The organism is Desulfovibrio sp. MES5 (assembly GCF_002237645.1).
GTDB lineage: Bacteria > Desulfobacterota > Desulfovibrionia > Desulfovibrionales > Desulfovibrionaceae > Desulfovibrio.
In genome coordinates, this window is record NZ_MJUZ01000041.1 from 63,676 (window position 1) to 77,513 (window position 13,838).

At 61.0% G+C, this 13,838-nt stretch carries 11 protein-coding genes; 1 reads left to right on the top strand and 10 read right to left on the bottom strand.

Going from position 1 to position 13,838, the window contains the following annotated elements:
* Positions 1-62: 62 nt before the first annotated feature.
* From lipA to BCS36_RS10740, 10 genes are all read right to left on the bottom strand, one after another.
* Complete coding sequence (lipA, locus tag BCS36_RS10695; RefSeq protein WP_291302882.1) at positions 63-1,718, bottom strand: lipoyl synthase; 1,656 nt, start codon at positions 1,716-1,718, stop codon at positions 63-65.
* A 105-nt stretch (positions 1,719-1,823) separates the two neighbouring features.
* A complete protein-coding gene (locus BCS36_RS10700; RefSeq protein WP_291302883.1) occupies positions 1,824-3,188 on the bottom strand; it encodes an NAD(P)/FAD-dependent oxidoreductase in 1,365 nt (454 codons plus the stop codon).
* A 257-nt stretch (positions 3,189-3,445) separates the two neighbouring features.
* Positions 3,446-4,828, bottom strand: a complete 1,383-nt coding sequence (locus BCS36_RS10705) for a 2-oxo acid dehydrogenase subunit E2 (RefSeq protein WP_291302884.1) — start codon at positions 4,826-4,828, stop codon at positions 3,446-3,448.
* A gap of 78 nt (positions 4,829-4,906) precedes the next feature.
* On the bottom strand, positions 4,907-5,686 hold the full coding sequence (locus tag BCS36_RS10710) for an acetoin reductase (protein ID WP_367209424.1): 780 nt from the start codon (positions 5,684-5,686) through the stop codon (positions 4,907-4,909).
* Between the two features lie 89 nt (positions 5,687-5,775).
* Positions 5,776-6,090, bottom strand: a complete 315-nt coding sequence (locus BCS36_RS10715; protein WP_291302885.1) for a DUF6506 family protein — start codon at positions 6,088-6,090, stop codon at positions 5,776-5,778.
* Between the two features lie 119 nt (positions 6,091-6,209).
* A complete protein-coding gene (locus BCS36_RS10720; RefSeq protein WP_291302886.1) occupies positions 6,210-7,223 on the bottom strand; it encodes an NAD(+)/NADH kinase in 1,014 nt (337 codons plus the stop codon).
* 77 nt (positions 7,224-7,300) lie between these two features.
* Positions 7,301-8,272, bottom strand: coding sequence for an alpha-ketoacid dehydrogenase subunit beta (locus tag BCS36_RS10725; RefSeq protein WP_291302887.1), 972 nt, complete (start codon positions 8,270-8,272; stop codon positions 7,301-7,303).
* Positions 8,273-8,345: 73 nt separating this feature from the next.
* Positions 8,346-9,308 (bottom strand): thiamine pyrophosphate-dependent dehydrogenase E1 component subunit alpha, encoded by a 963-nt coding sequence (locus tag BCS36_RS10730; protein ID WP_291302888.1) that lies wholly within the window; start codon positions 9,306-9,308, stop codon positions 8,346-8,348.
* A gap of 33 nt (positions 9,309-9,341) precedes the next feature.
* Entirely contained in the window at positions 9,342-9,704 is a 363-nt protein-coding gene (locus BCS36_RS10735) for a Lin0512 family protein (RefSeq protein WP_291302889.1), read from the bottom strand.
* A 26-nt stretch (positions 9,705-9,730) separates the two neighbouring features.
* Entirely contained in the window at positions 9,731-10,963 is a 1,233-nt protein-coding gene (locus BCS36_RS10740) for a dihydrolipoamide acetyltransferase family protein (protein ID WP_291302890.1), read from the bottom strand.
* Positions 10,964-11,491: 528 nt separating this feature from the next.
* Here BCS36_RS10740 and BCS36_RS10745 point away from each other — a divergent pair.
* Positions 11,492-13,549 (top strand): sigma-54-dependent Fis family transcriptional regulator, encoded by a 2,058-nt coding sequence (locus BCS36_RS10745; RefSeq protein WP_291302891.1) that lies wholly within the window; start codon positions 11,492-11,494, stop codon positions 13,547-13,549.
* The last annotated feature ends 289 nt before the right edge of the window (positions 13,550-13,838 follow it).

The window sequence follows — 13,838 nt, forward strand, 5'->3', positions numbered from 1 at the left end:
GCACTGAAACAATCATCTCACCACAGGCAAGGCTTGCCCAAATCTCTTTATTACGGGGATTGTTACGCAATCCCCTGCGGCGCATTGGCGCACGACATTCCCTGGCGGCCCTGACTGCCCACAACCACCTCTGTGGAAGCACTATGAGCTTGGCACGGCTGCAGCCGGGACGCGGCGGCCTGCTCTTCCAGCATGGCTTCCGCCCTGTAGGAGCTGCGCACCAGAGGCGCTGAGGCCACGCCGGTAAAACCCATGTTCAGGGCCACACGCTTCCAGTGATCAAATTCGTCCGGGGCCAGATAGCGCGCTACGGGCACATGGGCCGTTGACGGCGCAAGATACTGCCCCAAGGTCAAAAAGCGGCAACCGTTGGCATGCAGATCCGCAAGGGTCTGCCGTATTTCGTCCCACGTTTCGCCAAGCCCCAGCATAATGCCGGACTTCACGCGCAGTCCCCTCACAGCGGCATGGGCCAGAACCTTCAGCGAAAGGTCGTAGCTGGCGCGGGGGCGCACCTGGGCGAAAATGCGCCGCACGGCCTCAAGGTTGTGATTGAAGACGTCGGGCCGCACGTCGCAGACGGCGTCGATGGCATCACGGTTGCCCTGAAAGTCCGGCACAAGCACCTCAACGCTGGTATGCGGGCTGGCGGCCCGAACGGCCTTCATGACGGCCACAAAGTGCCCTGCTCCGCCGTCGGGCAGGTCATCGCGGGTCACGGAAGTTATGACAGCGTGCCGCAGCTTCATGCGCTGCACGGCATGCGCCACATTGTCCGGTTCCGCCGCGTCCGGGGGTTCGGGTTTGCCCTTGCCAACCGCGCAATAGCGGCAGCCCCTGGTGCAGACGTCGCCCAGAATGATGAATGTGGATGTGCCGCGCGCAAAACATTCGCCCTTGTTGGGGCACATAGCCTCCTGACAGACCGTGTGCAGATGCAGGCCGGACAGCATTTCCTCCACGGGACTGACGTTTTCCTCGGGCTGCAGACGCACCGTGAGCCAATCAGGCCGCCGCTCCTGCGGTTCGGGGCGCGGCGAAAAACCGAACTCGTCGGCGAACGCGCGCACAAAGCGGCGCGAAACTTCGGCAAAGTCCACATCATGCCCCAGTTCCTGCCGCATGGAGGTTATGCGCTCGGTGGGATTGCCGCAGGGCGTGATGAGGCCGAACCAGCCTATGTCAGTATTGACGTTGAGGGCCATGCCGTGAAAGGTCACCCATTTGCGCACGGCCATGCCCACGCTGGCGATCTTGCCGCCATTGACCCACACTCCCGGGCCGTGGACGCCCAACTGCGGCTCAAGCCCGTAGCCGCGCAACACGGCGGCAACGGCGGCCAGCAGTTTTTCCATATACAGGTGCAGGTCTTTTTCGTGCAGAAGGATTATGGGATAGGCCACAAGCTGCCCCGGCCCGTGAAACGTGGCCATGCCGCCCCGCTCCACCCAGAAGAGCCCCACGCCCTGTCGCTTGAGGTGCTCCTCGCTCACATGCAGGTGTTCGGCCAGACCGCCGCGCCCCATGGTGATGACCGGCTCGTGTTCCAGCAACAGCAGGGTGTCGCCGGTGACGCCGTTGATGCGGGAACTCACGCGGCTTTTCTGAAAATCCAGAGCCTCGCCGTATTCGATACGGCCAAGGTCAAGGATTTCCAGAGGCGTCGCGCATCCTGTCTGAGGCGGAGTATTTTGCGGCAGGGCTTGAACTCTGGACATGGCGCTTCTTCCTTGAAAATTGGGTGCTCCGGCCGTCTTGCGGCTGGACCGGCGCTGAACCGGCACGGTTTGCGGCGGGACGGCCGGAGCTGCTGTTACGCGGTATTATCCTCTTTTGGGCAGGTACAGGGCCCAGCCGGCGGCGTCGCGCGCGGCGTCGACCACTGTTTCGCAGAAGGCCGGATGCACGCGAAAGCCCTTGGCGAATTCACGCACCGTGCATTCGAGCTGCATGGCCAGCACCGCTTCGCCGACAAGCTCCGATGCGCAGCTGCCCACAATGTGCACGCCCAGGATTTCGCCCGTTTCGGCGTCGGAAACCATCTTCACCGCGCCGTCCACCTCGCCGCGCAGCATGGCGTAACCGTTGATGGAGTACGGGAAGCCGCCCACTTCAACCTCATAGCCCTTGCGCTCGGCCTGCTCTTCAGAAAGGCCCACTGAGCCCATTTCCGGGCTGCCCCAGATGGCGCGGGAAACCAGGTGGGCCGGGAACTTCGAAGACATGCCCATGCAGTTTTCCGCCGCGCAGATGCCCATGGCCGACGCCACATGGCTCAGCATCCAGCCGCCCGTGCAGTCGCCAATGGCGAAGACGGAGGGGCAGGCGGTGCGGCACTGGCCGTCAACCACGATGCTGCCGTCCTCGCCAAAGCCTACGCCAAGAGCCTCAAGGCCAAGCCCGGCGCTGGCGGCCTTGCGGCCGGAAATCAGCACCTTGTCCACGTCAACGGTCTGTTCCTTGTCGCCGCTCTTGAGGGTGCAGGTCTTGCCCGCCACCTTGACCAGGGTGTGGCGCGCCAGAATCTGCACGCCGCGCTCACGCAAGGACTGGGCCATGCGCTGGCTGGAATCCTGATCCTCATCGGGCAGGATGCGGGGGCCAGGCACGGCATAGACCACCTTGCTGCCAAGGATGCTCAGTAGGGCGGCCATTTCAACGCCGATATAGGTGGGGTCGGTGACAAGAACCGAAGCCGGGGCTTCCTTCATGTCCAGCAGATCGTCCGTGGTGAAGGCCGCGCCGGAAAGACCGGGCACATCGGGCATGTCGAGCATGCTGCCCGTGGCCACAATGATGTTTTTGGCCTCAAATTTTTTGCCGTCCACTTCCACGCTGTTGGGGCCGGTTATTTTTGCCATGCCCGTGATGACTTCCGCGCCGTTGTTGGCCAAAAGAGCTTCCATGCCCATGCGGATGTCATTGGACACGCCCTTTTTGCGGGCCAGCACCGCGTTAAAGTCCAGCTTGCCCACGGTCAGCTCAAGGCCGAATTCTCCGGCATTGCGCGACTGTTCAAGCAGGGTGGCGGCGCGCAGCCATATCTTGCTGGGAATGCAGCCGCGCATGACGCAGGTGCCGCCCATATTGCCGCCCTCGACCAGAGCCACCTTACCCTTGAGCTGTGAAGCGCGAATGGCGGCGGCATATCCGCCGGGGCCACCACCAATAACAAGCACGTCGTACATTTTGTTCTCCTGAACGCTGTTTGTATTTCTTCTGTGCGGGATATGCCCGCAGCCGGAATATCCGCCCGGCTTTCCCGGACCCGAGGCATTTTTGCCTTCCGGCCAATGCCTCCAAAATCCTGGCGCAACCCGCCCGTAAAACCGTACACAATTCAAGCCTGCATTCCGCCGCCAGCGCGGTTTACTGTCGCATGCGCGCTGCAAACGCGGCATGCCTCACCGTGCCCGGCGCACGAGCCTTTCAGACCTGGAACGCCTCAGAACAGCAGCAGGGCCGGTTCCGCCAGAAACTCGGTCAGCGTCTTCAAAAATTCCGCCGCCGGTGCGCCGTCTTCAACCCTGTGGTCAAAGGTGAGGCTCAGGCCCATCATGGAGCGCGCCACAATGGCCCCGTTGCGCACCACGGGCTTTTCCGTCACGCGGCCCACGCCCAGGATGCCCGTTTCGCCGGGCTTCAGGATGGGGGTGAAAAAGTCCACCACGGAATGCGCCATGTTGGTAATGGTAAACGTGCCGCCGCTCATGTCGTCGGGGGTGAGCCCGCCCTTGCGCGCACGCCCGGCCAGCAGGCGGGCCTCGCTGGCGATGCGAAGCAGGCCCATCTCGTCCGCGTGGTGCAGCACAGGAACCACAAGCCCTTCGGGCAGGGCCACAGCCACGCCCATGTGCACTTCCGCGTGGCGGGTGATGGTGTCGCCCTCAAGGGTGGAATTCATGCGCGGGTGCTTTTTCAGCGCTCGGGACACGGCCAGGATGAGCACATCGTTCATGGACAGGCGGAAGTCCTTGTCCTTCTTGTACCTGGCCCTGAGGTCGGCAATGATGTCCACGCAGGCGGTCACGTCGGCCTCGCTGACCAGGGTGAGCTGCGCGGAATTCTGCAGGCTGGCCTGCATGTTGTCGGCAATGATCTTGCGCATGCCTTCCATAGGCACGCTGCCAGGGCCATCGGCCCCAGACCCACCGGAGCAAGACGCGGACCCGGCCGGGGCCTTGGCCTCCTGGGCCACGAACTTTTCGGGGTGCAGCGCGCGCTCCACATCTTCACGCACGATCTTGCCGCCCTCGCCGGTGCCGGTGAGCGTTGCGATGTCCAGCCCGGCGCGGGCGGCCACAACAGCGGCCAGGGGCGTAATCTTTATCTTGCCCACAGCATCAAAACGGGCGCGCACATCACGTTCGAGAATGCGCCCTTCGGGGCCGCTGCCGACCACACAGGCAATATCCACATCAAGTTCGCACGCCAGCCGCCGTGCGGCGGGAGAGGAGAAGGCCCGCCCGCCTGAGCGTGGGGGCTGGGCGGCGGCTGGCGCGCTCTTTTGGGCAGCGGCAGGAGATGCGGCATCAGTATCGCCATCAGGGGAAGAGGCGGCGCCGCCTTCCATTCGGGCGGGATTTTCCCCTGGTTCTGCAATAAGTCCGAGTACCGCGCCTACGGCCACTTCCTGCTTGGGCTGCACTATGATCTGAAAAAGCACGCCGTCTGCCGGGCTTTCGACCTTGTTGGTGATTTTGTCCGTTTCCACCTCAAAAAGGTCGTCCCCCTGCTTAACCATGGCGCCTTCGGCCACGAACCATTTGGAAACTTTGCCGGTCTTCATGGTGAGACCCAGTTTCGGCATGGCAAGTTCAATACTCACTGCTGTGCTCCTGCTGATTTTATAAATGTTATGGCAAAAGGCTGTTCCGGCGGCTTTTTCATCAGCAACGTGACTGCATCAACGGTAGACCATGCCGCCGTCGATGAGCACGGCCTGGCCGGTCATGTAGTCCGAATCCGGCCCGGCCAGATAGGACACGAGCGCGGCCACATCTTCCGGGGTTTGCGATCTGCCAAGGGCGATGCCGTCACAGAATTTCTTGAAGGTTTCGCCCTTGGGCGCACCCGTGATCTTGGAAAAGCCCTCGTCTATCTGCAGCCACATGTCCGTGCCCACCACGCCGGGGCAGTAGGCGTTGACGGTGATGCCGTGGGGCGCGAGTTCGCGCGCGGCGGCCTGGGTCAGCCCGCGTACGGCGAACTTTGTGGCGCAGTAGGCCCCTATGAGTGCAAAGCCGTCGTGCCCGGCAATGGACGAAGCGCTGATGATCTTGCCCTTCTGCTTGCGGGCGCGGAATTTGGCCGCAGCAGCCTGAATGCCCCAGATAACGCCGTTTACGTTGACCTTGAAAATCTGTTCCACCTCTTCGGGCGTCACGTCTTCCAGAGCCTTGACCTGGGCTATGCCAGCGTTGTTGATCATGACGTCAAAACCGTTGAGTTCCTTTTCCGCATGATCCACCGCAGCGAAAACCTGTGCCCTGTCGGTGACGTCAGCCACAAAAACGCTGGCTTTACGTCCCAGTTCGCGCACCTCTTTGGCCACGTCCTCCAGCTTGTCCTTGCGCATGTCCACCAGGGCGATATCCGCTCCGTCTTTTGCCAGACGCAGCGCAATGCCCCGCCCGATGCCTTGGGCGGCTCCGGTGACCAGCACAACCTTGCCGTTGATAGCCATGTATCTGTCCTCCTGTATGGTAGGGCATGACCGGGAAGTTGCCGGGCATGACGTGAAGGGCGTAACCGTAAGGCCAACAATGCTCCGAATCAGGCAAAAATGCCGTCGCCGCTCACGTTGCCGAGGCCGGGGTGCACGTCAAAGCGCACAACGCCCACGGGAACCTGCACCGCGCGGGACACAAGGGCCGTCCCCTGCACGCCGAACCCGCCGCACAGTTCAATGCAGACGCAGCCTTCTTCATTGACGGCCTTTTGCGCCGCCGCCACTGCCTGGGCATACGTAGCCACGCCAATGGACAAGAGATCCACAGCGGGAGTGCGCGTCCAGTTTCTGTATTCAGCGGGAGAATCCCCCCCTGATTCCATCTTGGTAAGAAAAATGAATGCCGCCTTGAGTTTCATATGCTCCCCTTCATTTTTGCAGTTGATCCATGCCGCTCGTGCAGCGTGTGCCGACCCTGGCCTGATGTCATATTTGATGCTGTTGCCGCGTTGCCGTGTTGCCGCACGTGCTGCAAACGCTAGCGGGAGTAGCAGACCTGCGCCCCGCGCATAAAGAGTCCGCGCTGGCGCGCGTATTCGAGCGTGCGTTGCACATCCACCACGCGCAGCCAGTCGTCCGACAGCCTGACCCCGGCCCGCTGGCCCTTGCGCACTTCAACCTCGCGTTCGCCGTCCAGCGCCAGGGTGCAGGGCGACCGACGCACGGGGATGACGTCGCCGGGCAGCATCCTGTGCATGCCGGACACGCCCACATCTGCAAAAAGGCCGGGGCCGATGGCCGCGCGCACGCGACAGGCGAAATCGGGATCAATATCCAGCGCCAGCCCGCGCGGTTCTTCAGGCCTGATGCTGTCCAGCTGGCCGCCAATGGCGGAAAATCCTATGCAGGCGGGGTTGCAGCGCGAAAAAAAGAGTTGGCTTACGTCGCTCATGTCCCACAGGGCGCGCGACCCCACAAAAAGATTGTCCGACACGGCCACGTCCACCAGGGCGATGTCCACCGGCGCATCGTCCACCAAAACTTCCAGAAGGCTGACCTCGGTACAGCCCTCGCCCACAGAGACGCCGCCACAGGCCAGAACGCCCGCAGCCAGACCCGCCACCGTGGCTTCGGTCATGATGGGAAAAACATTGTTTGTGCCTGTTGAAAGGGGAAGCAACGGCGTGTTGCGCGCCCCCTTGCAGGCGGCGCGGCTGGTGCCGTCGCCGCCAAGCACGATGATGACGGCCACGCCAGCCTCCTGCATGAGGGCGGCGGCGTTGACCGTGTCCTGCTGCGTATTGTGCAGATAGATATCCACCGGAGTCACGTTTACAGGCGTCTCAAGGGTTTCCAGATCGCTGAGGGCGCGGGGCACGATGCCGTACCCCTCAGGCATGTAAAGAACATCCCGCACTCCGGCGGCGGCCAGACCAACCAGGATACGGCGCACCATGCGCACCTTTTCCTGATTGTCGAAGACGCTGCCGTGCGCGACTATGCGGCGAATGTCCTTGCCTGAAGCTGGATTGGCGATAATGGCTGCTTTCACGTGAACTCCGGTGGAAATTTCGGCCGCAGGCCATACCTGCGGCCATATCTGCTAGAGCATCTTCGGCGTATCCGCTCTTAGCGAAGGGATTTGACCGCAGCCACAATCTGTTCCGCAGAAGGAATGTAGGCCGCTTCCAGCGGAGGGCTGAAGGGCACGGGGCAATAGGGAGCGCCCACGCGAGCGATGGGGGCGTCCAGATAGTCCAGAGCTTCCTCAGCCACCATGGCGGCAATTTCAGCGCCAGCCCCGGCGGTTTTCACAGCTTCCTGAGCCACCACCAGCGCATGGGTCTTTTTGACGGAATTAAGGATGATGTCCTTGTCCAGCGGCACGAGGCAGCGGGGGTCGACCACTTCAACGCTGATGCCCTCGGCGGCCAGCTTTTCGGCGGCTTCCAGAGCCTTGTGCACCATGAGGGACGTGGCCACGACGGTCACATCGGCGCCTTCGCGCTTGATTTCGCCCTTGCCCAGGGGAATTTCATAAACGGCGTCGTCCACTTCGCCTTCCACGCCGTAGAGCAACTTGTGCTCAAGGAAGACCACGGGGTTGTCGTCGCGGATGGCGCTGATGAGCATGCCCTTGGCGTCCGCAGGGGTGGAGGGGATGCACACCTTGATTCCTGGCATATGCATGAACCAGGCTTCCAGGCACTGGGAGTGCTGGGCCGCGGCGCTGACGCCCGCGCCCTGAGGCATGCGCAGCACCATGGGCACCTTGGCCTTGCCGCCGAACATGTAGTGCATCTTGGCTGCCTGGTTGAAAAGCTGGTCCATGGCTACGCCGATGAAGTCCACAAACATGAGCTCGGCAATGGGCCGCAGACCGGCCGCCGCAGCGCCAGCCGCAGCGCCCACAATGGCGCTTTCGGTAATGGGGGTGTCACGGACGCGGCGCTCGCCGAACGTGTCGAAAAGGCCCTGAGTCACGCCGAAACAACCGCCGAACTTGCCCACATCTTCACCGATGATGAACACATTTTCGTCCCGCTCCATCTCCTGGCGCATGGCATCGTTGATCGCCTGCAGGTAGGTTTTGATGGCCATATCTTTCTCCATTATGAAAATATGAAGGTGGTTCCCTAAATTACTCCGCCGCTCCAGATGATGCTCCGGAGCGTCAGGCGTATACGTCTTCCAGCAGGTCGGCCTCAGTGGGGAAGGGGCTGTCTTCGGCGAACTTCACGGCTGCTTCCACATCGGCTGTCACCGAGGCGGTAATGGCGTCCAGTTCCGCCTGGGTGGCCAGGCCGGAGTCGACCAGCTTGGCTGCGAAACGCGGCAGGGGATCCTTGGCCTTCCATTCTTCCAGTTCCTGCTCGGAACGGTAGACGCAGGCATCACCTTCAAAGTGGCCGCGCCAGCGGTAGGTCTTGCATTCAACAAGCGAGGGGCCCTGGCCCTTGCGCGCCCGTTCCACAGCTTCTGTCACGGCTTCGTAGACAGCCAGAACATCGTTGCCGTCGACCACAACGCCGGGCATGTCATACCCTGCCGCGCGGTCGGCGATATCGGTGATGGCCATGGCCCTGTGCTGGGCGCAGGAGATGCCGTATCCATTGTTTTCATTGATGAAGACCACGGGCAGCTTCCAGGCGCTGGCCATGTTGAGCGCTTCCTGAGTGGTGCCCTGGTTGGACGCGCCGTCACCGAAGAAGCAGGCGCACACGCCCTTGTTGTTCTTGTACTGGCAGCTCAGGGCCGCGCCCACGGCCAGGGGGCCGCCGCCGCCCACGATGCCGTTGGCGCCAAGAATGCCGATGTTGAAGTCGGCAATGTGCATGGATCCGCCCTTACCCTTGCAGTAGCCCGTGGAACGGCCATAAATTTCGGCCATCATGAGCTTGAGGTCGCCGCCCTTGGCCAGACAGTGACCGTGCCCACGGTGGGTGCTGGTGATCATGTCGGTCTTTTTAAGAGCCGCGCAGGCTCCCGTGGCCACGGCTTCTTCACCGAGGTACAGGTGAACGAACCCGGGAATCTTGCCCGCTGCAAAGAACTTTTGCAGTTCGGTTTCAAAAAGGCGGATCTTGGTCATGGTGCTGAACATGTCCAGCAAGACCTTCTTGTCGGGATGTTTCATGATGCTCTCCTCCTTTACTTGATCAGTGCCTGTTCAATCCACATAGACCGACACGGTAAGAGCCGCGCAGGCCATCACAATATCGCTGCATCCCGGTCCGAAAATCGGCACTTCCAGACCAGGAACGCGCAATCCGCCGGAAACAATGGTCACGCTTTTGTCGCCAATGGGTATGGCGGTTTTTACGGCCTCCACATCCACGCCCGCAGGGTCGGGCACGGCGATTTCAGCGTGCACGTGTACTCCCTGAAAAGACGAACGCCCGAGCACTTCAACCAGACCGCAGAGGCAGGAGCGCGAAATGGCGTCCTTCACGGCGCGCCTGGCGGCCTTGGTCATGTCCGCGCCGTGCAGGTCAGCTCCGGTGCCGAGTTCAACAATGTAGCGTTGCAGCATGGTTTCCTCGCTTTGTCCGCTCGGGCTTAGCCCAGCATGCGCACCGGTTTTTCCAGCATGTCCGCCAGGGTGCGCAAAAAGCTCATGGCCGGGCCGCCGTCGGTGACCATATGGTTGAAGGTGAGCGAAAGCGTCATCATCTTGCGCACGCACACTTCACCCTCGAATACGCCCGGTTTTTCCACCACGCGGCCAACGCCAAGGATGCCCGTTTCCGGCGGATTCAGTATGGGCGTAAAGCCGTCAACGCCAAGCATGCTCACGTTGGAGATGGTGAAGGTGCCGCCGGATATCTCGTCCATAGAAAGCCCGCCCTTGCGGGCGCGAGAAGCCGCGTCGCGCACCTTTTCCTTGAGCTGCTCAAGGCTGAAGGTGTCGGCGTTTTTCACATTGGGCACGATGAGGCCGGTATCGAGAGATACGGCCATGCCCAGATTGACATGCTTGTGCAGGTGGATGCCGTCTTCACGCAGGGTGCTGTTCATGACGGGGTGGCGCAGCAGAGCGCGGCATACGGCGAAGGCGATGATGTCGTTGTAGGAAAGGCGGTACTCGGGGTTCTTTTTGTTGCGGGCCAGCATACTCTCACGCAGGGCCACCATTTCGGTCACGTCGGCTTCCACAAAAACCGTAAGCTGGGCAGCGCCCTGAAGGCTGGCCATCATATTGTCGGCTATGAGCTTGCGCAGGCCGTCCATGGGCACAATCTCATCTTCGCAACAGGGGGCGGAGCTTGCGCAGGAGCCGGAGGCTGCCGGGGCTGCCGGAGCGGCAGGAGCCTTCTGGGCGGCTTCGTGCGCTGCCCGCACGTCTTTTTCGCTCACGGCCCCGTCACGCCCGGTCCCTTGCACCGAGGCAAGGTCCACGCCCAGTTCCGCAGCCAGCCTGCGCGCGGCGGGCATGGCCCGTACGGACTCGCCGGATGCTCTGGCGGCGGCTCCGGAAGCCGCGGCTTTTTCTGTTTTGGCAGGAGCTGCGGAGGAGGCGGCATCCGCAGAGGGCTTTGCCGACACGGCTTCGCCTGATGCGCCAATGATGCCGATGACCTGCATAACCGGCACCACCTCGCCCTGAGGGGAAACTATCTGTAAAAGCACGCCACTGGCGGGAGACTCCACCACATTGGTAATCTTGTCGGTCTCCACCTCCAAAAGCGGCTGCCCCGTTTCCACCGCGCTGCCTTCTGACACAAGCCAGCGCGCAATTTTGCCGGTTTTCATGGTCAGGCCCCATTTGGGCATCTGCACTTCGTAAGCCATCCTCAAACCTCCTCATGTGGAGCGATTTTTTATGACAGACGGTACGTTCGGATTGCGGGGCGGCCCGCGCCAGCCGTAAGGCATTCTTCTTCCGGCAGAAGCCCCGACCCGGCCCATCCATTTGCTGATCTTGTCCAAGTGGTGCAACTCTGATGCCATTTTATAACATGCTAAAATTAAATATAATTTTATTTACCAACACCAATACACAGTAAAAGTGTTCGATAATGGAACATATTTACATGACAGGATACCAAATACAGGACACTTCAATATAAAAACATGACATAATCCTGCCATGATAGTTGTAGTTATCTAGTAAAATCCTGCGAAAACCCTATTCATTTTTTCAAAATACTAAGGTATTACTTACCCCAACTAGATTTGTTCCAGCGTACACAAAGCCGTCACATGTGGTGGGCGCGCCAGACCATATTGGCCAGGCGCGTGACGGTCGCGCGGAACAGGCCACGGTGCGGCCAGCCGCAGGCGGTTTACGCCACGCGAGCACGGCTAGAGGAGAAGGGTATGTACGTATTGCAGCGCAACGGTGATGTTTTTGAAATGCGGCAGGAACCCAGAGGATCATCCAAATCCCCACGCCCCGGGCTTTTGCTCGGTGGCGGCTCCTCTAGCGGCAAGCAAAAGCGGGATGTCTGGGAAACATTCATCAGAACAGGCCATATCGACGACCCCACACTTCCCCGGCCCATCGCCGCATCTTGGCAGCGTTGCCGCAACATGGGCGTCGACCCCCTTTTGCCCCGATGTTGCGAGTTCACGCCCATGACCCAGATAGAGCCGCTGGCTGATATTTATGCTGACCTCGCGGCAGATGTGGAGCGGCAGATATACGATCAGATAAAGGGAAGGGGGCTGCTTATCACAGTGGCTGACGCCGAGGGGCGCATCCTGCGCACCTGTGGCAGCAAGGAAGTTCTGCTTGAGGCCGACCGCCTGCATTTCGGGCCCGGAGCCGTGTGGTCCGAGCTCAGCGTGGGCACCAACGCCATCAGTCTGGCCATTAATGACGGCACGCCCGCACAGGTTATGGGGGTGGAACACTTTTGCAACAGCCACCAGTCCTGGGGCTGTTCAGCGGCTCCCATTTTCACGCCATTTGGCGACCTGTGGGGCTGCTTTGACATTTCCGGCCCCACCAGCGCCGACCACAGCCATGCCCTGTGGCTGGTCATGGGTGCTGCCCGCGAAATTGAGCGCCTGCTGCTCAACGCCTCGCTGGCCACTATGGAAAACAAGTCACGCAGCCTCTTGAACACCCTGTTCAGTTCCATGCCCATAGGCATACTCATGGTGGATGATGAGGGGCGCATAAGCTACGCCAATACCCTCGCCGCCCGCATGCTGCGGTATACGGGCGATCTGCGCGACTGCCGGGCCGACATGTTTTTTCACAGCCCCGCGCAGGCGCAATGGCGACAGAACAATGCCGAAAGCATACCGTTGCACTGCACGGCAAACCCGGAACTCAACGCCCAACTCGTGTCCTTTATGGCCAGCGGCGCTGGAAACCGCCATTCCATAATCACCCTGCAGGCCGATGCCCCCCGCATTCTGCCGTCGCCCGTCCAGCGAAGCCGCCATGAAGAACCCCGCCCCTTCGGCGACATTCTGTACCGCAGCGAAAAAATGGCCAGCGTTGTGGCCAGAGCCCGGCATATGGCCCAAAGCCCGGCAGCCATACTGCTGTACGGCGAAACCGGCACAGGCAAGGAGCTTTTCGCCAGGGCCATCCACCAGGCCAGCGTACAGGCTGACGGCCCCTTTGTGGCAGTCAACTGCGGCGCCCTGCCCCGCGAACTTATTCAGAGTGAACTTTTCGGTTATGAAAAAGGCGCGTTTACCGGCGCAGCGGAAAAAGGCCGCCCCGGCAAGTTCGAACTGGCCGAAAAAGGCACGCTTTTTCTGGATGAAATTTCGGAAATGCCCCTGGAAATGCAGGTCAACCTGCTGCGCCCGCTGGAAGAGCGCTGCGTAACCCGTGTGGGCGGCAAACAGAATATCAAGGTGGATTTCAGGCTTATCACGGCCACTAACAGGAATCTTGATCAGCTTATGGCTTCAGGGAGTTTTCGGCAGGACCTTTTTTACCGCATTCATGTGCTGGCGCTTGAGATCCCCCCCTTACGCGAGCGCAAGGACGACATCGGCCTCATTGCCGAACACCACTGCCGCCGACTGTGCCGCAACTACGGCCAGCCTTTTGGCGGCCTGTCGTCCGAGGCCCTGCGCATTCTGGAGGACTACGCCTGGCCCGGCAACGTGCGCCAGCTTGTGCACAGCATGGAATTTGCCGTCAATATGGCCCAGGGCGGCTGTATCCTTCCCGAACACCTGCCCGCCACCCTGCATGCCCGGCATGAGCCGCAGACCGCTGGCGGCGGCGACTGCACCATGGCCGCCCTGCCCCGCATGACGGAGTTCAACCTGGGCAGCATTGAGGCCCACGCCATCAAGGCCGCCCTGGCCCACTACAAGGGAAACATGCTGCAGGCGGCCAAGGCTTTGGGCATAGGGCGCAACACGCTCTACGCGAAGCTTCGCAAAATAGACCACTGCAACTGATCCCGCTGTAGCGCATCTTTCTTTGCTGTCTGCTCCGCCGGTTTTCTGCTCCGCCCGGTAATCCGCATAGCGGAATTCCGGGCGGAGCGGCGTTCAGGTTGTTCCATACCAGCACAGCGCAGGGCGAATTGTGTTCGGGCATGGAACAACAATCATGCGCATGGTATGACAATCAACATGTGCATTTTTTCCCTATCGAGACAGTACGCCGCCTCCCGGCCTTATTACGAAAAATCCGCACCAACTGCCATCTTTAAGGCACGACCTGTGCAAATGAAAGGGCATCATA